At 57.4% G+C, this 18,967-nt stretch carries 16 protein-coding genes; 7 read left to right on the top strand and 9 right to left on the bottom strand.

What is annotated here, in order from left to right; all coding sequences use genetic code 11:
- Window positions 1-45: 45 nt before the first annotated feature.
- Complete coding sequence (locus ACQG0T_RS19395) at window positions 46-945, bottom strand: AraC family transcriptional regulator (protein WP_017382749.1); 900 nt, start codon at window positions 943-945, stop codon at window positions 46-48.
- Window positions 946-1,140: 195 nt separating this feature from the next.
- On the opposite strand from ACQG0T_RS19395, the gene yqhD reads away from it, so the two are divergent.
- The gene (gene yqhD, locus ACQG0T_RS19400; RefSeq protein WP_017692667.1) at window positions 1,141-2,304 is read left to right on the top strand and encodes an alcohol dehydrogenase; all 1,164 of its coding nucleotides are present in this window, start codon (window positions 1,141-1,143) and stop codon (window positions 2,302-2,304) included.
- A 105-nt stretch (window positions 2,305-2,409) separates the two neighbouring features.
- The gene (dkgA, locus tag ACQG0T_RS19405; RefSeq protein WP_252051619.1) at window positions 2,410-3,237 is read left to right on the top strand and encodes a 2,5-didehydrogluconate reductase DkgA; all 828 of its coding nucleotides are present in this window, start codon (window positions 2,410-2,412) and stop codon (window positions 3,235-3,237) included.
- Window positions 3,238-3,323: 86 nt separating this feature from the next.
- Here dkgA and ACQG0T_RS19410 read toward each other — a convergent pair whose 3' ends face one another.
- From ACQG0T_RS19410 to ACQG0T_RS19430, 5 genes are all read right to left on the bottom strand, one after another.
- Window positions 3,324-5,498, bottom strand: coding sequence for a YgiQ family radical SAM protein (locus ACQG0T_RS19410; RefSeq protein WP_017692666.1), 2,175 nt, complete (start codon window positions 5,496-5,498; stop codon window positions 3,324-3,326).
- 130 nt (window positions 5,499-5,628) lie between these two features.
- Window positions 5,629-7,041 carry a cell division protein FtsP gene (ftsP, locus tag ACQG0T_RS19415; protein ID WP_017692665.1) on the bottom strand — a complete coding sequence of 471 codons (1,413 nt, stop codon included), beginning with the start codon at window positions 7,039-7,041 and terminating at the stop codon, window positions 5,629-5,631.
- 61 nt (window positions 7,042-7,102) lie between these two features.
- Window positions 7,103-7,840, bottom strand: a complete 738-nt coding sequence (gene plsC / locus ACQG0T_RS19420) for a 1-acylglycerol-3-phosphate O-acyltransferase (RefSeq protein ID WP_003862497.1) — start codon at window positions 7,838-7,840, stop codon at window positions 7,103-7,105.
- A 163-nt stretch (window positions 7,841-8,003) separates the two neighbouring features.
- On the bottom strand, window positions 8,004-10,262 hold the full coding sequence (parC, locus tag ACQG0T_RS19425) for a DNA topoisomerase IV subunit A (RefSeq protein WP_015571873.1): 2,259 nt from the start codon (window positions 10,260-10,262) through the stop codon (window positions 8,004-8,006).
- Window positions 10,263-10,380: 118 nt separating this feature from the next.
- The gene (locus tag ACQG0T_RS19430; RefSeq protein ID WP_032103340.1) at window positions 10,381-10,782 is read right to left on the bottom strand and encodes a YgiW/YdeI family stress tolerance OB fold protein; all 402 of its coding nucleotides are present in this window, start codon (window positions 10,780-10,782) and stop codon (window positions 10,381-10,383) included.
- Window positions 10,783-10,921: 139 nt separating this feature from the next.
- On the opposite strand from ACQG0T_RS19430, the gene qseB reads away from it, so the two are divergent.
- The 5 genes from qseB (at window position 10,922) to lysM (ending at window position 14,552) form a co-directional block, all read left to right on the top strand.
- Window positions 10,922-11,581, top strand: a complete 660-nt coding sequence (qseB, locus tag ACQG0T_RS19435) for a quorum sensing response regulator transcription factor QseB (RefSeq protein WP_032103342.1) — start codon at window positions 10,922-10,924, stop codon at window positions 11,579-11,581.
- Window positions 11,578-12,927 carry a quorum sensing histidine kinase QseC gene (qseC, locus tag ACQG0T_RS19440; protein WP_032103343.1) on the top strand — a complete coding sequence of 450 codons (1,350 nt, stop codon included), beginning with the start codon at window positions 11,578-11,580 and terminating at the stop codon, window positions 12,925-12,927. Before qseB ends, qseC begins: the two co-directional genes overlap by 4 nt.
- A 104-nt stretch (window positions 12,928-13,031) precedes the next feature.
- Window positions 13,032-13,613, top strand: coding sequence for an NAD(P)H-dependent oxidoreductase (locus ACQG0T_RS19445; RefSeq protein ID WP_015571876.1), 582 nt, complete (start codon window positions 13,032-13,034; stop codon window positions 13,611-13,613).
- 30 nt (window positions 13,614-13,643) lie between these two features.
- A complete protein-coding gene (locus ACQG0T_RS19450; RefSeq protein WP_015571877.1) occupies window positions 13,644-13,958 on the top strand; it encodes a putative quinol monooxygenase in 315 nt (104 codons plus the stop codon).
- A 153-nt stretch (window positions 13,959-14,111) separates the two neighbouring features.
- Complete coding sequence (gene lysM / locus ACQG0T_RS19455) at window positions 14,112-14,552, top strand: peptidoglycan-binding protein LysM (protein ID WP_014885249.1); 441 nt, start codon at window positions 14,112-14,114, stop codon at window positions 14,550-14,552.
- A 32-nt stretch (window positions 14,553-14,584) separates the two neighbouring features.
- On the opposite strand, the gene ACQG0T_RS19460 is transcribed toward lysM, so the two are convergent.
- Genes ACQG0T_RS19460 through ACQG0T_RS19470 form a run of 3 tightly spaced genes read right to left on the bottom strand, consistent with a single transcriptional unit; the run spans window position 14,585 to window position 18,912 of the window.
- Entirely contained in the window at window positions 14,585-15,772 is a 1,188-nt protein-coding gene (locus tag ACQG0T_RS19460; protein WP_032103344.1) for a glycoside hydrolase family 88 protein, read from the bottom strand.
- A 28-nt stretch (window positions 15,773-15,800) separates the two neighbouring features.
- Window positions 15,801-17,066, bottom strand: a complete 1,266-nt coding sequence (locus tag ACQG0T_RS19465) for an oligosaccharide MFS transporter (RefSeq protein WP_015571880.1) — start codon at window positions 17,064-17,066, stop codon at window positions 15,801-15,803.
- Window positions 17,067-17,097: 31 nt separating this feature from the next.
- Entirely contained in the window at window positions 17,098-18,912 is a 1,815-nt protein-coding gene (locus ACQG0T_RS19470) for a DUF2264 domain-containing protein (RefSeq protein ID WP_426723861.1), read from the bottom strand.
- Window positions 18,913-18,967 lie beyond the last annotated feature (55 nt).

The raw sequence follows: 18,967 nt of genomic DNA on the forward strand, positions 1-18,967 counted from the left end.
ATAAAAGCCGGGTGGCGCTACCGCTTACCCGGCCTCCGTTTCCCCTCAGGCTCCCTGCATGGTTCTTATACGTGACGCATCTTCCCCCGGCGTGACGCCGAAGTAGCGCTTAAACTCCCGACTAAACTGCGACGCGCTTTCATACCCGACCCGCATCGCCGCGGCGCTGGCCTTCATGCCATCGTGGATCATCAGCATCCGCGCCTTATGCAGACGGTAGGTTTTGAGGTACTGCAACGGCGACGTGCTGGTGACGGATTTAAAGTTATGGTGAAACGCCGAGACGCTCATATTGGCTTCCGCCGCCAGCTGGTCAACGCTGAGGTTTTCCGTGTACTGGCTCTCGATGCGCTTCAGCACGCGGCTAATCAGGCTGAAGTGCGTTTGCCGGCTTACCAGCGCCAGCAGCGCCCCGCCGCCCGGTCCCAGCAGCACATGGTAAAGAATTTCGCGGATAATCTGCTTTCCGAGAATACGCGCATCCAGCGGCCTTTCCATCACGTCTAACAGGCGTTCAATCGCGCAGAGAATTTCCTCCGACAGGGTCGCGGAGTTGATACCGCTTGCCGCCATTGACGGCCGGAAAAGTTCGTCCTCCCCAATCTCCATCAGCAGCTCCTGCAACTGGAGGATGTCGACGTTGACGCGGATCCCGGCCAGCGGTACCTCCTCTGTCGCGAAAGTTTCACATTCGAAGGGTAAAGGTACTGTCAGAAGCAGATATTCATTGGTGTCGTAACGGAACACGCGCTCATTGATATAGCCAATCTTATGGCCAGAAAAGAGAAACACGATGCCGGGCTGATACATCACCGGGGTGCGCGTCCCGGGCTGGGTACCGTACAGCAATCGGATATCCGGCAGCAGCTCAGCCGAATCATTTCCGTTATCTATCAGTCTTTTAATCTGCGACGTTAGCTGGCGGCAGATGGCATCACGGTTCATTTTCAGTTACTCCGGGTACGGTTTCCGACGCTGACAGTGTGCGCATTTTCTTCCCGTTTCTCCAGCGCGCTGTAGAAATGGGCAAGACATCGGCAGGAATGTGCATTGAGAGGATAGCGCCTGCCCGCCACAATGAGCAGCATCAGGTTGCCTTCTGCGCCACCACGATTTTTTACCCACTACAGGGAACAAGCCATGAACAACTTTAATCTTCATACCCCAACCCGCATTCTGTTTGGTAAAAACGCTATCGCTGACCTGCGCGCGCAAATCCCGACGGACGCCCGCGTCCTGATTACCTACGGCGGCGGCAGCGTGAAAAAAACCGGCGTACTGGATCAGGTGTACAGCGCTCTGGAAGGTCTGGACGTGCGCGAGTTCGGCGGTATCGAGCCTAACCCGTCTTATGAAACGCTGATGAACGCGGTAAAAATCGCCCGTGAGGAGCAAATTACCTTCCTGCTGGCGGTGGGCGGCGGTTCCGTGCTGGACGGCACCAAATTCATCGCGGCGGCGGCCCATTACGCTGACGACATCGACCCGTGGCATATTCTGGAAACGGGCGGCAGCGACATCAGCAGTGCGATCCCGATGGGCTCCGTGCTGACGCTGCCGGCCACCGGATCAGAGTCCAACAAAGGCGCGGTCATCTCTCGTAAAACCACCGGTGACAAGCAGGCCTTTATGAACGAACACGTTCAGCCCGTGTTCGCGATCCTCGATCCGGTTTACACCTATACCCTGCCTGCGCGTCAGGTGGCGAACGGCGTGGTCGACGCCTTTGTTCACACCGTTGAGCAGTACGTTACTTACCCGGTAAACGCCAAAATTCAGGATCGTTTCGCGGAAGGCATTCTGCTGACGCTGATTGAAGAAGGTCCAAAAGCGCTGAAAGAGCCTGAAAATTACGACGTGCGTGCCAACGTGATGTGGGCTGCCACCCAGGCGCTGAACGGCCTGATCGGCGCAGGCGTGCCGCAGGACTGGGCTACCCATATGCTCGGCCACGAGCTGACGGCGATGCACGGCCTGGATCACGCCCAGACGCTGGCGGTGGTTCTGCCTGCGCTGTGGAACGAAAAACGTGACGCTAAACGCGCCAAACTGCTCCAGTACGCCGAACGCGTGTGGAACATCACCGACGGTTCCGACGATGCGCGTATCGATGCCGCGATTGAAGCCACCCGTCACTTCTTTGAAAGCCTGGGCGTGCCAACGCGTCTCTCTGGCTACGGCCTGGACGGCAGCTCCATCCCTGCCCTGCTGGCGAAACTGGAAGCACACGGTATGACGCAGATCGGCGAGCATGGCGACATCACCCTGGACGTCAGCCGTCGTATTTACGAAGCGGCACGCTAAGCGTTTTTAGGATCCTGACTTTCGTTTTTTGACATTTCGTCCAGACTTAATGCACATCACATCGTCGGAGGTTCCCTCCGGCGATGAGCACCTGAAGGAGGAAAAATGGCAAACCAAACCGTAATCAAGCTACAGGACGGCAACGTGATGCCCCAGCTGGGGCTAGGTGTATGGAAAGCCGGTAACGACGAGGTCGTCTCCGCCATTCATAAAGCCCTTGAAGTCGGCTATCGGTCCATCGATACCGCCGCCGCCTATAAAAACGAGGACGGCGTGGGAAAAGCGCTTGCCAGCGCCGGCGTTCCCCGGGATGAGCTTTTCATCACCACCAAGCTGTGGAACGACGATCAAAAGCGTCCCCGCGAAGCGTTGCAGGATAGTCTGGAGAAACTCCAGCTCGATTTCGTCGATCTTTATCTCATGCACTGGCCGGTACCGGCTATCGACCATTACGTTGATGCCTGGAAAGGGATGATTGAACTGCAAAAAGAGGGGCTGATAAAAAGCATCGGCGTCTGTAATTTCCAGGTTCATCATCTGCAACGCCTGATTGATGAAACGGGCGTCGCGCCGGTGATTAACCAGATTGAGCTGCATCCGCTGATGCAGCAGCGCCAGCTTCATTCATGGAACGCCACGCACAAGATCCAGACCGAATCCTGGAGCCCGCTGGCCCAGGGCGGCGAAGGGGTGTTTGACCAGAAAATCATCCGTGAACTGGCGGATAAGTACGGTAAAACCCCGGCGCAGATCGTCATTCGCTGGCATCTGGATAGCGGTCTGGTGGTGATCCCGAAATCGGTCACGCCATCGCGTATCGCCGAGAACTTCGACGTCTGGGATTTCCGCCTGGATAAAGACGAGCTGGGTGAAATTGCGAAGCTGGATCAGGGCAAGCGGCTTGGGCCGGACCCGGATCAGTTTGGCGGGTGATCCCCTCAACCTGCCCTCTCCCCGGAGGGGAGAGGGTTAGACCTGTAGGCCCGGTAAGCGCAGCGCCACCGGGCATTGTTACAGGTTTAACCGGTCTTACGTTTTACGTTCTTCTTCGTTCCCGCAACACCGTTCGAACGCTGATGCGCAATAGGCGTGTGCTTGGTCAGCGCCGGGCGCGTGTTGCGGTTCTGGCGGCGCGCTTCGCGCATCTCTTCCAGCGTTGGCGCTGGCACCAGGCAATCACGACGCGAGCCGATCAGGTGCTTTTTCCCCATCTCTTCCAGCGCCTGACGGATCAGCGGCCAGTTTTTCGGATCGTGATAGCGCAGCAGCGCTTTATGCAGACGGCGCTGTTTATCCCCTTTCGGCACCACCACGTCTTCGCTCTTATAACCAATCTTACTCAGCGGGTTTTTGCCGGTGTAATACATGGTCGTCGAGTTGGCGAGCGGCGACGGGTAGAAGTTCTGCACCTGATCCAGACGGAATCGACGCTGCTTCAGCCACAGCGCCAGGTTCACCATGTCTTCATCACGGGTGCCGGGGTGTGCGGAGATGAAATATGGGATCAGATACTGCTCTTTTCCCGCCTGTTTTGAATAGGTATCAAACAGCTGTTTAAAGCGGTCATAGCTGCCCATGCCCGGCTTCATCATTTTGGACAGCGGGCCTTCTTCGGTGTGCTCCGGGGCGATCTTCAGATAACCGCCAACGTGGTGCGTCGCCAGCTCTTTGATGTAGCGCGGATCTTCCACCGCAATGTCGTAACGCACGCCGGAGGCGATCAGGATCTTCTTGATGCCTTTCAGGTCACGGGCGCGACGGTAAAGATTGATAGTCGGCTCGTGGTTGGTGTCCATATGCTCGCAAATGCTCGGATAGACGCAGGAGAGACGACGGCAGGTCTGCTCGGCGCGCGGCGATTTACAGCGCAGCATGTACATGTTGGCCGTTGGACCACCCAGATCGGAGATCACGCCGGTAAAGCCCGGCACCGTGTCGCGAATCGCTTCGATCTCGTTAACAATCGACTCTTCGGAACGGCTCTGAATAATACGGCCTTCGTGTTCGGTGATCGAACAGAATGAGCACCCGCCGAAGCAGCCGCGCATGATGTTGATTGAGAAACGGATCATCTCGTAAGCCGGAATACGGCTGTTGCCATATGACGGATGCGGCACACGCTTGTACGGCAGAGCAAAGACGCTGTCCATCTCTTCGGTAGAGAGCGGGATCGCCGGTGGGTTAACCCAGATATAGCGCTCGCCGTGCTTTTGCATCAGCGCTCGCGCGCAGCCGGGGTTGGTTTCATGGTGTAAGATGCGCGATGCGTGGGCGTAGAGTACTTTATCGCTTTTTACTTTTTCGTAAGACGGCAGCAGCACATAGGTTTTTTCCCACGGCTTCGGACGCGGCGGCTGCACCACCACGGCCTTTGCTTCCGCTTTCTTCGGCTCAACCGGTTTGTTATCCGCGCACGGCAGATCGTCACCGTACGGATGTGGGATAGGGTCGATTTTGCCCGGCATATCGATAATGCGGGAATCCACCCCGCTCCAGCCCGGCAGCGCCTCTTTCACCATGATCGCGGTGTTGCGCACGTCGCGGATCTCGCTGACCGGTTCACCCTGCGCCAGGCGATGCGCCACCTCCACCAGCGGACGCTCGCCGTTGCCGAAGATCAGCATGTCGGCTTTCGAATCCACCAGCACCGAACGGCGCACGGTATCAGACCAGTAGTCGTAGTGTGCGGTGCGGCGCAGGCTCGCCTCGATGCCGCCCAGGATCACCGGCACGTCTTTCCATGCTTCTTTGCATCGCTGGGTGTAGACGAGGGTCGCGCGATCGGGACGTTTACCCGCCACGTTGTCAGCCGTGTAAGCGTCGTCATGGCGCAGCTTACGGTCGGCGGTATAGCGGTTGATCATCGAGTCCATGTTGCCCGCGGTCACGCCGAAGAACAGGTTAGGCTTGCCCAGACGCATAAAGTCGTCTTTGCTGTTCCAGTCAGGCTGGGAGATGATCCCCACGCGGAAGCCCTGGGCTTCAAGCATACGGCCACAGATCGCCATGCCAAAGCTCGGGTGATCGACATACGCATCGCCCGTCACCAGAATGATATCGCAGCTGTCCCAGCCCAGTTGATCCATCTCTTCCCGGGACATCGGCAGGAACGGCGCCGGTCCAAAGCAGGCTGCCCAGTACTGGGGCCAGGAGAAGAGGTCGCGATCCGGCTGGATCAGGGAAATAGCGCTCATAATGCTTCCGAAGAAAAAATAGACAAAAGGAGCGGGATTATACGCTGGTTTACCGGGGGAAATGAAGGGGTATTGTGCGGGCTGTTGCCCTCACCCCAACCCTCTCCCACAGGGAGAGGGAGAAAGCGTTTTATGGTGCCGGATTCACCAGCATCTGCCCTACCGATCCCCTGTCCATCATCTCCAGCGTCTGGCTGTGGAACAGGAACGGGAAGTGCGGCCAGGAAGGCTGACCGTAGTAGACGAGCAGTTCGACCTGGCCATCCACCCAGACGGTATCTTTCCAGCCCCTGTCTTCCGGGAACGGCATCGCCCCGTTGACGTTGCGGATCAGGAATGACACCCCTTCAATATGGAACGACTGCGGCATCTCCGAGCGGACGGTCCAGCGCTCCCATGTTCCCTGTTGGGCGGTGATATCAATGCGGTTTACGTCCCACAGCGAACCGTTGATGCCCGGATCGTCGCCAAGGCTGATATCGCGACTGCGTACTGCCGGGCCGGTCACAATCTCCTGCGGCAGCAGGCGCATCGGCAGGCTGTCGGTCACCAGCGGCAACAGGCCGGTCGGGCGCAGCGTCAGCACCAGCGTGGAGACCAGAACGCTCGACGGTTCAAAGAAGCCACGAATACGGTCAACAATGCTTGCCGCTTCGCCGCAGGTCACGGACACTTCATCCCCGTTGGTCATATCCACGAGGATCTCACGACGTTCGCCCGGTGCCAGCGCCAGCTGTTTTACCGACACCGGCGCAGGTAATAACCCCTGATCGCCTGAAATCACGTGCAGCGCGCGGCCGTCGCTCATCTGCAACTGGTAGCGGCGCGAGTTAGAGGCATTCAGCAGACGCAGGCGCACCCAGCCACGAGACACTTCGACATACGGGCTTTGCGCGCCGTTAACCAGCAGCGTATCGCCCACAAAACCACCGCTGCCCGGCTCGCTGTACTCCGGCGTGCCGAAGTTATCCAGCCGCTTGTCCTGAATAATGATCGGGAAATCATCGACGCCGTAGTGATTCGGGATCGGCAGCGTTTTGCTGACCTCATCTTCAATCAGCCACATTCCGGCCAGGCCGTTGTAGACCTGCTGGGCGGTGCGGTTCGGGGTGTTGGCGTGATACCACAATGTCGCCGCGCTCTGACGAATCGGGAGGACGGGCGCCCAGTCGGCATTCGGCGACATCATGCGTGCCGCGCCGCCAATCAGCGGCCCCGGCACCTGCAAACCACTGACGGTCATCGCGACATTTTCCGTCGTACGGTTACTGTAGATGAGCTTAACGTCATCGCCATTCCACACGCGAATGGTCGGCCCGAGGTAGCGTCCGTTAATGCCCCATACCTGCGCGCGCGTTCCCTGGGTAAAGGACCAGTGGCTACGCTGAAGCGTGAGGAATAGCGGCTGCCCGCGACGGGATTCAATCAACGGCGGAATAGGCAGCGGCTGTTGCTGCCCGGCGGCGCTGGCTGTCCGCGGCATCGCACCCGCACAAAGGGCGATACCCGAAGCCTGAATAAACTGACGCCGACTGAGTGACATATAAGCTCCATCTGAAACGACTAACAACGCGGGAATTCGTTTTCCCTTACACGACACCGGGTCAAATCTTACCGGCGGCTTCTCGCTCTGCAACTTCTTTATCGAGCTGCGCAATATGCTGAGCCATCAGCTCGCGGCAGTGCGTGGCCAGCTCGCGCACCTGGTCTTTACCGTATTTTGAGGTATCTACCGGCGGCAGCATTTCGACAATGACCAGTCCGTTATTCAGACGGTTAAGATTAATCTTATTCGATGTATTGGAAACACACACGGGAATAATTGGAACGCCTGCCGCAATTGCAGCATGAAACGCGCCGGTCTTAAACGGCAGCAGGCCGCGACCACGGCTGCGCGTCCCTTCCGGGAACATCCAGATGGAAATCCGGCGCTTTTTAAACTGATCCACCACTTCCGCAATGGTGCCATGCGCTTTGGCGCGGTTGTTACGGTCAATCAGTAAGTTACCGGTGAGCCAGTACAGCTGACCGAAAAACGGGATCCACAGCAGGCTTTTTTTACCCACGGTTACGGTCGGCGGAAGAACAATATTTGAGGCCGTCACCATATCGTAGTTGTTCTGATGGTTAGCGATATAGATGGCGTTACCGAAATTCTCCGCCCCTTCAGGCAGACGCTTTTCAACCTTCAGGCCAAATAGCGGCGCAAGACGACCAAACATGTGGCCAAACGTCGCGACATGCTTTGGGTTACGCGGGCTGAACAGGCAATAAATCGATCCGAAAATACAGACCAGAATGCAATAAATAACGGTAAGAATGAGACGAACAATGTATAGCATAGCGACCTCTGAAGCCCTGACAGCTGACAATTATACTTCACCTGTGGCCAGGTAAGGACTTTATTACGAGCGCGTATTGTTAATCGCAACGCACGAATTAACAACGTTTTTACGGGAAATTTTATGGTAATTCCCCCTCCGGAAAGAGGGGGGATGAAACAGGTTACTCTTCGCTGTCGTCCGCTTTGCTGCGCGCCGGCGAGTCGATCTCCACGCGGTCAATTCGCTGGAGGCCGCGCATCAGTGAGCCGCGACGTCCACGCTCACCCACCACCTTCTGCAACTCTTCCGGACGCAGTTTGATTTTACGCTTGCCGACATGAATGGTCAGGGTGCTCTGCGGCGGCAGCAGGAAGAGATGCGCGAGGCCATCGACGCCTTTTGCCGCTTCCGCTGACGGGATACTGATGATCTTGTTGCCCTTCCCTTTCGACAGCTCCGGCAGATCGCTGACCGGGAACATCAGCATGCGTCCGGCAGCGGTGATCGCCAGCAGCATGTCGCTTTCGTTCTCGATGATCAGCGGCGGCATGACGTGTGCGTTATCCGGCAGGCTAATCAGCGCCTTACCAGCACGGTTACGCGACACCAGATCGTTGAAGGTACAGATAAAGCCGTAGCCCGCATCAGACGCCATCAGCAGTTTTTGATCGTCGGCCTCCATCAGCATATGGTCCACCGTGGCGCCCGGCGGCAGCGTCAGCTTGCCAGTTAGCGGTTCGCCCTGGCCGCGCGCAGACGGCAGCGTGATCGGGTCGATGGCGTAGCTGCGGCCCGTGGAGTCGATGAACGCCACCGGCTGGTTACTCTTGCCCTTCACCGCCGCCTTGAAGCTGTCACCGGATTTGTAGCTCAGACCCGGCGCGTCGATATCGTGGCCTTTGGCGCTACGTACCCAGCCGCTCTGGGAAAGCACGATGGTCACCGGCTCGGAAGGCAGCATGTCGTGCTCGTTCATCGCCTTCGCCTCTTCGCGCTCGTGCAGCGGAGAACGACGGTCGTCGCCAAAGGCGTCGGCATCGGCCTGCAACTCTTTCTTCAGCAGGGTGTTCATCTTGCGCTCGGATGCCAGAATCGCCTGAAGCTGATCGCGCTCTTTTTCCAGCTCGTTCTGCTCGCCGCGGATCTTCATCTCTTCCAGTCTGGCGAGATGGCGCAATTTCAGTTCGAGGATCGCTTCGGCCTGGGTTTCGCTGATGCCAAAGCGCGACATCAGGGCAGGCTTAGGTTCGTCCTCGGTACGAATGATCTCGATCACTTCGTCAATGTTGAGGAACGCCACCAGCAAACCTTCGAGGATATGCAGGCGCTTAAGCACTTTTTCCAGACGATGGTTCAGACGACGGCGCACCGTATCGCGGCGGAAGGCCAGCCATTCGGTGAGGATCTCCAGCAGGTTTTTCACCGCCGGACGACCGTCCAGACCAATCATGTTCAGGTTGATGCGGTAGCTTTTTTCCAGATCGGTAGTGGCGAACAGGTGGTTCATCACCTGCTCCATGTCCACGCGGTTAGAGCGCGGCACGATCACCAGACGGGTCGGGTTTTCGTGGTCCGATTCGTCGCGCAGGTCGTCCACCATCGGCAGCTTTTTATTGCGCATCTGGGAGGCGATCTGCTCCAGCACCTTCGCACCGGACACCTGGTGCGGCAGCGCGGTGATCACCACTGCCCCGTCTTCTTTGGTCCACACCGCGCGCATGCGCACGGAGCCGCGACCGTTCTGGTAGATTTTGCGGATTTCCGCGCGCGAGGTGATGATCTCGGCTTCGGTCGGGTAGTCCGGCCCCTGCACGATATCCAGCAGATCGTCCAGAGAGGTTTTCGGCTGCTCAATCAGGGTGATGGCGGCTTTTGCCACTTCACGCAGGTTGTGCGGCGGAATGTCCGTCGCCATGCCCACGGCGATACCGGTCGTGCCGTTCAGCAGGATGTTCGGCAGACGCGCAGGCAGCATCTTCGGCTCCTGCATCGTACCGTCGAAGTTTGGCACCCAGTCGACCGTCCCCTGCCCCAGCTCGCCCAACAGCACTTCGGCATATTTAGACAGGCGGGATTCGGTATAACGCATTGCCGCGAAGGATTTCGGATCGTCCGGCGCCCCCCAGTTCCCCTGGCCATCCACCAGCGGATAGCGATAAGAGAACGGCTGGGCCATCAGCACCATCGCTTCATAGCAGGCACTGTCGCCGTGCGGATGGTATTTACCCAGCACGTCGCCGACGGTACGGGCGGATTTCTTAAACTTGGCGGTAGCATTCAGTCCCAGTTCGGACATCGCATAGACGATGCGGCGCTGAACGGGCTTCAGGCCATCCCCGATAAACGGCAACGCCCTGTCCATGATGACGTACATGGAGTAGTTCAGGTAGGCGTTTTCCGTGAATTCATGTAGCGCGAGGCGCTCTGCCATATCGCTCATTACGTGTGATTCCTCAACTCAGAAACCGATGGGTTTCAGGCAATATTGCCGCAGATACTACCTCATCTGGCGAGTTGAGTCACAAAGAAAAAGGGCCGCATAAGCGGCCCTTTCCGGGTTATTTGTTCAGCTTGATAACCTGCTTCACGTCGATTTCAAACTCGTTCCAGTCTTTATCGATTTTACCCTGGAGTTCGACTTTATCCTGCGGGCTGACGGTCACGCCGTTCCAGCGCTTGTGGTCGATCTCCACCACCACCGTGCCGCTCTCATCGCGGAAGGTGTAACGGTCATCGGACAGGCGCTCGGTAATGTTCCCGCGCAGCTTCACCCAGGCATCGTCCTTCAGGTCTTTCACTTTAGCCGCGGGGGTGAGGTTGGCGTTGTTATCGACAAAGCCACCCTGCTGGGTTTGCGTCTGGTTCTGTGTCGCAGATGGGCCAGAGAAACCACCCTGTGCAGCAAAGACAGGGGCCGTGGTCATCATCATGATGGCAGCAATTGCAGCGAATTTTTTCATCTTTATCTCTCCCTTTAATGTCGTTTCACAATCCATTAAACAGGGTAAACCTTAACAACTTCTTAAGGGGAAAATTTATTTATTTTTACTGTACAGCAGGCGCTTGCAGAAGGTTTACTGACGGCATCAAGGAGGAAATATGCGCATTTTACTGGTAGAAGACGACAGGCTCATCGGCGACGGCATCAAAGCGGGCTTAAGCAAAATGGGCTTTAACGTGGACTGGTTTACCGACGGTAAAACCGGGCAGTCGGCCCTGTACACCGCGCCGTATGATGCCGTGGTGCTGGACCTGACGCTGCCAGAAATCGACGGGCTTGAGATCCTGCGCGCCTGGCGCGAAAGCGGTAAGAGCGAACCGGTGCTGATCCTGACCGCGCGGGATGCGCTGAATCAGCGCGTCGAAGGGTTACGACTGGGGGCGGATGATTACCTGTGTAAGCCGTTCGCGCTGATTGAAGTGGCGGCCCGCCTTGAAGCGCTGGTGCGCCGCAGTCACGGGCAGGCGCGCAGCGAGCTGCGTCACGGCAAGGTCACGCTCGATCCGGCAAGCCTTGTCGCCACGCTGGAGGGCGAAACGCTGGTGCTCAAACCCAAAGAGTTCGCCCTGCTGGAGCTGCTGATGCGCAACGCGGGCCGCGTGCTGCCGCGCAAGACCATCGAGGAGAAACTCTACAACTGGGATGATGACGTCTCCAGCAACGCCGTCGAAGTCCACGTTCATCATTTACGCCGCAAGCTCGGCAGCGAATTTATCCGCACCGTGCACGGCATCGGTTATACCCTGGGTGACGCATGAAACTGACCCTACGCCTGAGCCTGAAGCTGCGCCTGACGCTCCTCTTTTTGTTGCTGTCCCTGGCGGCCTGGTTTGCCGCAAGCGTGGTGGCCTGGCACCAGACGACCGACAAGCTCGATAAGCTGTTCGATACCCAGCAGATGCTGTTTGCCAAACGGCTGCTGACGATGGACGTGGACGAACTCCGCGCCCCGGAACGCATGCGCGAGGTACCGAAAAAAGCCAAACACGGCCATCTGGACGACGATGCGCTGGCCTTCGCAATCTTCACCGCCGACGGCAGCATGGTGCTTAACGACGGCGAAAACGGGCGCGACATACCTTACCTCTACCGCCGGGACGGGTTTGATGACGGTCGCTTGCAGGATGACAACGACGAATGGCGTTTCCTGTGGCTGACTTCTCCGGACGGGAAATACCGCGTGGTGGTTGGCCAGGAGTGGGAGTACCGACAGGATATGGCGCTGGACGTGGTCAGCTCGCAGCTGACGCCGTGGCTGGTGGCGCTGCCCGTAATGCTACTGTTGCTGATTGTTCTGCTGAGCCGGGAACTGAAACCGCTGAAAAAACTGGCGCAGACCCTGCGCTCGCGCTCGCCGGATGCGACCGATACGCTGCCCACCCACGGCGTGCCGACGGAGGTTCGCCCGCTGCTTGATGCGCTTAACCATCTTTTCGCCCGTACGCAGGAGATGATGGCCCGCGAGCGCCGCTTCACCTCGGATGCCGCCCATGAGTTGCGCAGCCCGCTGGCCGCGCTGAAGGTGCAAACCGACGTGGCGCAGCTTTCCTTTGACGATCCCGGGGCGCAGTCTAAAGCGCTGGGGCAGCTGCATGCGGGCATCGACCGCGCCTCCCGGCTGGTGGACCAGCTTCTCACCCTGTCGCGCCTGGATTCACTGGATAATCTTGATGACGTCGAACCCGTGATGATGGCCGATTTGCTGCAATCCGCGGTGCTGGATATCTGGCATCCGGCGCAGCAGGCGGGCATTGATATTCGGCTCAACGTCAACGCGCCCGAGGTGATGCGTCACGGACAGCCGCTACTGCTGAGCCTTCTGGCGCGTAACCTGCTGGACAACGCCGTTCGTTACAGCCCGCGCGGCAGCGTGGTGGACGTGACGCTGCATACCCAAAGCTTTACCGTGCGCGACAACGGCCCGGGCATTTCTTCCGATGCGCTGGCGCGTCTCGGCGAGCGCTTTTATCGTCCACCGGGCCAGGACGCCACCGGCAGCGGTCTGGGGTTGTCTATCGTCAAGCGTATCGCGACGTTACATGGGATGAGCGTCTCGCTGGGCAATGCGCCGGAAGGGGGCTTTGAGGTGACCGTCAGCTGGTAGCCATTATTGCGCTGAGCGCAAAAGACTTTGCACATTTTGCTTATTTTTCCGCTCCGTCCTCGCGCGTAGAATACCCGGCATACTCTCAGCATCGAGGACAAATAATGAGCAATATTCTGATTATCAACGGCGCGAAAGAATTTGCGCACTCTAAAGGCCAGCTCAATGACACCCTGACCGAGGTCGCGGATGGTTTCCTGCGCGACGCCGGACATGATGTTAAGGTCGTGCGCGCGGACAGCGATTACGACGTGAAGGCCGAAGTGCAGAACTTCCTGTGGGCCGACGTGGTTATCTGGCAGATGCCGGGCTGGTGGATGGGCGCACCGTGGACCGTGAAAAAATACATGGACGATGTGTTTACCGAAGGTCACGGTTCGCTGTATGCCAGCGACGGCCGCACCCGCTCAGACGCGTCTAAAAAATACGGTTCCGGCGGCCTGATTCAGGGCAAGAAATACATGCTCTCCCTGACATGGAATGCCCCGCTAGAAGCGTTCACTGAGCAAGATCAGTTCTTCGAAGGCGTGGGCGTAGACGGCGCGTATCTGCCGTTCCACAAGGCGAATCAGTTCCTGGGTATGGAGCCGCTGCCGACCTTTATCGTCAACGACGTGATTAAAATGCCGGACGTCCCGCGCTATATCGCAGAATATCGCAAGCATCTCGCGGAAATTTTTGCTTAACTGGTAGCCTGGAATTAGAAGGAGTTAATTATGCTTACCGTTATTGCTGAAATCCGTACGCGTCCTGGCCAACATCACCGCCAGGCGGTACTGGATGAGTTCGCGAAGATCATCCCGACCGTACTGAAAGAAGAAGGCTGCCACGGCTACGCGCCGATGGTGGACGCCGCCACCAGCGCAAGCTTCCAGGCGACCGCGCCAGACTCCATCATCATGGTTGAGCAGTGGGAAACCGTCGCGCACCTTGAAGCGCATTTGCAGACTCCGCACATGAAAGCGTGGAGTGAGGCGGTAAAAGGTGACGTGCTGGATACCCATATCCGAATTCTGGAGCAAGGGGTTTAAGGTTCGTGGAATTTGCCGGGTGGCACTGCGTTTACCCGGCCTACAAAACCTGACTCGTAGGCCCGGTAAGCGCTAGCGCCACCGGGCTTTTTGTATCATCTTAATACTTAACTGCTATGCTTATTCTGACTTCATTGTTAACAGGAGGATGGAATGGGTCTTTTTAACTTCGTGAAAGAAGCAGGCGAAAAGCTGTGGGATAACCTGACCGATCATAAAGGTCAGGGCGACAAAATCACCGAGCACCTCAAGAAACTCAACATTCCCGGTTCCGATAAGGTTCAGGTTAACGTCACTGACGGCAAGGCCAGCGTGACGGGCGACGGGCTGACGCAGGAGCAGAAAGAAAAAATCCAGGTCGCCGTCGGCAACATCGCGGGCGTCAGCGAAGTGGAGAACAATATCACCGCGACAGATGCCAAAGATGAAGCCACCTACTATACGGTGAAATCCGGCGATACCCTGAGCGCAATCTCTAAAACCGTGTACGGCGATGCCAACCAGTACAATAAGATTTTTGAGGCTAACCGTCCAATGCTCTCCAGCCCGGATAAGATCTATCCCGGTCAGACGCTGCGTATTCCGAAAGCGTGATCGATAAGTCGGGGGTTACCCCCCGACTGTTTTTACCAGTACAGTTTCCAGCTCTGCGTAAAACGCACCAGTGCCTCAACGTAGAAGTAATCGCCCCAGCTCGCGCACTCATCCACGCCTTTATTGCTCGCCAGGTGATACACCGAGTGCTTAAGCAGCCCGTTGCCCTTCTCTTCTTTGCCCATCAGATAGTGCTTTGTCAGCGAGGACATAATCCCTTTCGCCCATTCGAGGTAACGTTCGCGATCCGGATCTGTGACCGGCAGATGTTTCACCAGCTCCAGCAGTCCACACACCGCAATTGCCGCCGAGGAAGAATCACGCAGTGCGTCGGTGCCCACCAGCGCCAGATCCCAGTGGCAGACGTAGTCTTCCGGCAGGCGATTGAGGAAGTAGTTTGCCAGCCGTTTTGACAGGGCGATCATCGTTTCGTCGCCGGTATAGATATAGCTCAGCAGGAAACCGTAAATGCCCCAAGCCTGCCCGCGCGACCAGCAGGAGTCGTCGGCGTAGCCCTGCTGGGTGTTGCCGTAGCGCGGTGCGCCGGTTGCCACATCCATATAGTAGGTGTGGAAGGTGGAGGCATCGTCACGAATGAGGTATGTCGCGGCCTGCATGACGTGCGCTTTTGCGGCGTCGGCAAAGCGCGGATCGCCCGTCTGCTCCGTTGCCCAGTAGAGCAGCGGCAGGTTCATGTTGCAGTCGATGATCATCCGCCCGGCCTGCTCCGGATCGGAGAGATCGCCCCACGCCTGGATGATTTTCGCCTTCTCGTGGAAGCGTTCCAGCAGGGCTTCCGCCGCCAGCAGCGAGAAGCCGCGCGCCTCGCGGTTTCCGGTCAGCCGCCACGCGGCTACGCAGGAGAGCGTGTAGAGGAAGCCTAAATCGTGGGTGTTGGTGTCGTTGCGCCCGGCGATGCGCAGGCCAAACGAGCGCACGTGTTTTTCCGCCATCGCGCGGAATTTTTCCTCGCCGCTCATCTCCCATGCCAGCCACAGCTGCCCGGTCCAGAAGCTGGTGGTCCACTCCACGTTGTCAGTCAGCGGATAAAAACCGTTCTGGCAGGTTTCCGCCGGGAATTTGTCGCCGAACTCCGTTAAATGACGGCTAATCAGGTCGAGAACGTGGCTGCGCGCCGAATTCAGTTCATCGCTGAATGCGCGGGAGTCAACGGGCGCAGCGATAACAGGCAGACGTTCTTCTTTGATACGACTTAACATATTTCGGTTCCTTCTTTGACGGCGTAATTTATCGAGTTGACGTTTCTGCTACGTTCAGCGCACGAGCCCCGCGCCATTTGCTCTGACAGGCGGATAACGTAAAAGCAGAAATAAGGGTAAAGGTCAGCGCCGTTGCGCCCATGATGATATAGGTGTGCTCAAAGCCAATACGGTCATACATATAGCCGGCAGGGGAAGAGACCACCACGTTGCCAACGTAGAGCATCGCCTGATAGCCGAGTAAATACATGGTGGCATTGACGCGCTTGTCGAAATGCTCGGCGATATATTTAAATACCGACACCAGCAGGAGACAAATTTCCAGACCGTACAGCGGCTTAAGCACTGAAATTAACAGGTGTGAATCACACATGCCGGAAATAATCAGACGCGCCCCAACCACCAGCCCGACAATTAACAGCCCGCGTTTGGCGCCAATAAAGTTCACAAACAGCGGGACCACCATATACATGACAAATTCCATGCCCGACTGTACGGTCCCGAGATAGCCGAATACGGCGTTGCCCTCATGAATATCATCGAAGAAGGTGACGAAATAGCGCGAGAATTGCTGCTCAGCGATAAACATCATCCACGCCACGCCCGCCACGTACAGGCAGAAGGCCCAGAATTTGCGGTTACGCAGCAGGGCGTAAACGTCGGACGGGGCAATTTTCTCTTTCGTCAGCACCTCGCCTGCGTGAGCGGAGTTAGTGTTCACTTTCAGGCTCAGCAGGACAATCAGCATCACCACCGACGCCACGCTGCCGAGAATAAAGTTATACGCCGGTGAGAGGTTGAACAGCAGGCCGGAGAAAGATGACGCCACCGCCCAGCCGAGCGATCCCCACATACGGATCTGCCCGAACTCCATGCCATTCAAACGGCTAAAGCGGTCGGAATAGGATTCACACGCCGCCACGCCCGCGTACCAGGCAAAGCTTAAATAGAGCGCGCCGATAATAATCCCCAGCAGGGTATTAGACATTAACAGCGGCTGGTAAACATAAATAAAGAATGGCGCCATCAGGGCCGACATGATCACCACAAAATAGAGCAGATATTTGCTCATGCCGATCTTATCGAGAATATAGCCGTAGATCGGCTTGAGAATAACGGAGAATATCCCGTTCACCGCAAAGACGGTTCCAATCACCGATCCGCTCAGGTTGGCTTTCTGACCGAGCCAGATCGCCAGCAGACCAATACTGGCAGACCAGGTAAAGAAATAGAGAAAGATAAAGCTGCTGATTTTGTAATATTCAGTTCTGTTGGTTGTCGATGTGCTTTTCATATCATCCTCGCCGGGGTGTAGGGCCAGATTTTTATAATGTGAACGACAGCTTACGTTCGCTTCCGGGTTCGCTAATCACGACCTGGTTATGGGTTATATTCAGCTGCGGCGTCGCCGCAGCGGGCTGTTTTCCGCCAGCCAGAACGGCGCAACAGAGCCAGCTTTCCCCTTGCGGGAGGTCAGCTTTTAACAGCGGAATGGAGGCGCACTCCGCAAACATAATGCTGCTGTTCGGCGGCGTGACGATGCTGTCTGGCTGGCGCTGAATGATCGGCGAAAGATCGACAATGACGCTGCTGCCGTTTTCAGCCAACAGATAACAACCGCGTTCGCGCACCTGATGGGCGGTTTTCATCACCGCAAAGCCGCCCTCGACGGTTTGCAGAGTGCGCGCGCTGTTGATACGGTGCAGGCGCAGGTGCCACTCCCCGAACGGGATCTGCCAGGTCGCAATCTGCACGTCGCGCCACGGCGACCAGCGCGAGAAAATGTAATTTTCATCCACCCGAACCTCGTCGCACTCGCGACGACCGCGGAAATAGTCATCTCCGTCCGCCAGCAGCAGCATGGAATCGCAGGCGGCATGCTTCAGGCCAAAACGCCCGCGCTCAAGGGTGAATCCGAAGCGGCTGGAGTAGGCAAATTTGGTGTATTTCGCTTCGGTGTTGACGTAGTTGTTCAGCTCCAGCTGACCGGCGGTGAGCATGACGACGTGCTGCGAATCTTTCGAATGCATCAGGATCTGCTGCGCATGCGGAATCACATGTTTTTCAGCAAGCGCGGGCAGCGGTTGTTCTTCCGCCTGCCAGAACGGGTGTGCTTCCGGCAGCGCCAGGATCAGATAGGTTTTCAGCGCCCAGTACGGTGAACCGGGGGAGTTGTAATCCTCGCACATCGCCAGGTTCGGATACGCAAACCCCAGGGTAAGAATACCGTCGCGATCGACAATCGACTGCTGCTGCCACCAGCGCAGATGCCGCAGCACAATGCCCTTCACGATGCCCGGGGTGAAGACGTCCAGTTGAGAAAAGGCCACCGCGCTCCAGAAGGCAACCATGGCAAAGCGGTAGGTCAGGCTGCGGCCAAACGGCACCGAGGCGCCATCGGCGGCGGACCAGTAGATAAAGTCTTCCGCGAACAGACGCGAGCGCTCGCGCAGCACCTTCGCCCTCGCCTCGTCGTCACTCAGCGTGGCGTAAATCAGGCCGTAGAAATGGAAAGCCATGGAGATGTAGTAATCTTTCGGGCGGCCGGGACCGTCGGAATACCAGCCGTCGCCGAGGTAGTAGGCGTCCATCAGCGCAAAGCGGTGGTCAATGGCGGCCCGATCGTACGGCAGGCCGGTGCGCTTAAAGCCGAGCTGGACCATAATGGCAAAATAGTTCCAGTTGCTGTCCGGCATCTGCGCGTCGGTGATTTGGTTGAGCCACGCGTGCAGGTTCATCACCTCGCGCCCGGTTAAGTGCGCGGTGAGTTTATCCCCCAGCAGAGCGAGCCCCAGACCGTAGGCCGCCATCTCCACCAGACGTTGATCGTACGGGCCGGTTTCACCCCAGTAGCCGCTGCTTTGCGGGTCGGTACCAAGCTTAATGGCAGTAAGGTACTTCTCGCTGAACGGCGTGCTTTCGCCAGATGCCATCAGCGGAAACAGCCCCCACAGCGCGCGAGAAAGTCCCTCCATCTGCGCAATATCCGCTGTGTAATGGGCGCAGGTGTCGCCCAGCGGGAATCGTGAACGGTTCGCCGGAAATTGCGTGTCCAGCGCCTGTAAAAGTGCATTCAACGACGCCACTACCTCCTGGCGTGAAGACAACGGATTTGATTTTTCTTTGTTTGCCGCCCACATCGGTTCGCCCTCGTAATCAACTGCGGCAAAGCATAGTGAATCCGCAAGGGGCAGA

Origin of the sequence: Enterobacter cloacae complex sp. 302F9 (assembly GCF_050030335.1) — a bacterium.
In the GTDB taxonomy this organism is placed as follows: domain Bacteria; phylum Pseudomonadota; class Gammaproteobacteria; order Enterobacterales; family Enterobacteriaceae; genus Enterobacter; species Enterobacter hormaechei_C.

What these genes read in the sequence shown, in the direction of transcription:
- ACQG0T_RS19470 (WP_426723861.1), bottom strand. Translation starts at nt 18,912, where the DNA reads ATGTGGGCGGCAAACAAAGAAAAATCAAATCCGTTGTCTTCACGCCAG.
- ACQG0T_RS19395 (WP_017382749.1), bottom strand. Translation starts at nt 945, where the DNA reads ATGAACCGTGATGCCATCTGCCGCCAGCTAACGTCGCAGATTAAAAGA.
- yqhD (WP_017692667.1), top strand. Translation starts at nt 1,141, where the DNA reads ATGAACAACTTTAATCTTCATACCCCAACCCGCATTCTGTTTGGTAAA.
- qseB (WP_032103342.1), top strand. Translation starts at nt 10,922, where the DNA reads ATGCGCATTTTACTGGTAGAAGACGACAGGCTCATCGGCGACGGCATC.
- ACQG0T_RS19445 (WP_015571876.1), top strand. Translation starts at nt 13,032, where the DNA reads ATGAGCAATATTCTGATTATCAACGGCGCGAAAGAATTTGCGCACTCT.
- ACQG0T_RS19460 (WP_032103344.1), bottom strand. Translation starts at nt 15,772, where the DNA reads ATGTTAAGTCGTATCAAAGAAGAACGTCTGCCTGTTATCGCTGCGCCC.
- parC (WP_015571873.1), bottom strand. Translation starts at nt 10,262, where the DNA reads ATGAGCGATATGGCAGAGCGCCTCGCGCTACATGAATTCACGGAAAAC.
- dkgA (WP_252051619.1), top strand. Translation starts at nt 2,410, where the DNA reads ATGGCAAACCAAACCGTAATCAAGCTACAGGACGGCAACGTGATGCCC.
- ACQG0T_RS19430 (WP_032103340.1), bottom strand. Translation starts at nt 10,782, where the DNA reads ATGAAAAAATTCGCTGCAATTGCTGCCATCATGATGATGACCACGGCC.
- ACQG0T_RS19465 (WP_015571880.1), bottom strand. Translation starts at nt 17,066, where the DNA reads ATGAAAAGCACATCGACAACCAACAGAACTGAATATTACAAAATCAGC.
- ftsP (WP_017692665.1), bottom strand. Translation starts at nt 7,041, where the DNA reads ATGTCACTCAGTCGGCGTCAGTTTATTCAGGCTTCGGGTATCGCCCTT.
- qseC (WP_032103343.1), top strand. Translation starts at nt 11,578, where the DNA reads ATGAAACTGACCCTACGCCTGAGCCTGAAGCTGCGCCTGACGCTCCTC.
- ACQG0T_RS19450 (WP_015571877.1), top strand. Translation starts at nt 13,644, where the DNA reads ATGCTTACCGTTATTGCTGAAATCCGTACGCGTCCTGGCCAACATCAC.
- plsC (WP_003862497.1), bottom strand. Translation starts at nt 7,840, where the DNA reads ATGCTATACATTGTTCGTCTCATTCTTACCGTTATTTATTGCATTCTG.
- ACQG0T_RS19410 (WP_017692666.1), bottom strand. Translation starts at nt 5,498, where the DNA reads ATGAGCGCTATTTCCCTGATCCAGCCGGATCGCGACCTCTTCTCCTGG.
- lysM (WP_014885249.1), top strand. Translation starts at nt 14,112, where the DNA reads ATGGGTCTTTTTAACTTCGTGAAAGAAGCAGGCGAAAAGCTGTGGGAT.